Origin of the sequence: Streptomyces sp. AC555_RSS877, from assembly GCF_019049245.1 — a bacterium.
Lineage (GTDB): Bacteria > Actinomycetota > Actinomycetes > Streptomycetales > Streptomycetaceae > Streptomyces.
On sequence record NZ_JAGMUK010000012.1, the window covers coordinates 1 to 904 of the forward strand.

Annotated in this window: 1 protein-coding gene; it reads right to left on the minus strand. The window is 68.3% G+C overall.

All coding sequences use genetic code 11. The features are described 5' to 3' along the window. Positions 1–10 precede the first annotated feature (10 nt). Positions 11–830, minus strand: a protein-coding gene (locus tag KUM49_RS05350; RefSeq protein ID WP_217235526.1) for an IS5 family transposase whose coding sequence is annotated in 2 segments (ribosomal slippage) — positions 11–412 and positions 414–830 — 819 coding nt in all. Because the reading frame shifts where the segments join, the coding sequence is not laid out codon by codon here. Positions 831–904: the final 74 nt, after the last annotated feature.

A 904-nucleotide genomic window follows, 5' to 3' on the forward strand; every position in this document is an offset into this window, starting at 1 on the left:
AGGGGTGCTTTCAGAAAGCCGGGTGCTTGCGGGCGAGGGTCATGCAGTGGGCGAGCTGGAGGAAGGCGTCGTGCATGTCGTCTCTGGTTTCCCAGCGGGTCCGTAGGCGGCGGGGTCCGTGGAGCCAGGCGATGGCCGACTCGGCGACCCACCGGACTTTGCCCAGGCCCGAGCCGTGTGGCTGGCCTCGCCGGGCGATCCTCGGTGTGATGCCGCGCTCGCGCAGACGGCGGCGGTAGATGTCGTAGTCGTAGCCGCGGTCGGCGTACAACGTGCGGGGCTTGCGCCGGGGCCGGCCCCGCTTGCCCCGTACCGGCCCAAGGCTGTCGACCAGCGGCAGAAGCTGGGTGACATCGTGACGGTGACCTCCGGTCAGCGACACCCGCAGCGGAGTGCCGCGGGCATCGGTCATTCACGTGATGCTTCGAGCCCGGCCGTGCACGGTCAACCGGGCTCGGACCGACTTTTGGGCTGCTTCGCCCCCGCTTGGCCTGGACATGCGAGGCATCGACGGTGGCGCGGGAGAAGTCGAGACGGTCCGCCGCCCGTAACCCGTCCAGCAGCACCCGCTGGAGCTCCTCCCACACCCCCGCCTCCTGCCACTCGGCCAGCCGACGCCAGCACGTCGGCCCCGAACCGAACCCCAACTCCTGCGGCAGAAACTCCCACTGGACACCTGTGTAGAGGACGAACAGCACACCCTGCAGCGTCCTGCGGTCATCGATCCGCCTGCGCCCCGGATACCGGAACCGCCGCTCATGCTTCGGCAACAGCGGCTCGATCACCGCCCACAACTCGTCACTGACCTCCCACGGCTTCCGCCGCGCCATGGTCACACCCCACAAAAGACGGGATCACATACCTCTCCACCGTGCCACAACACGATCTTTCTGCAAGGACTCCT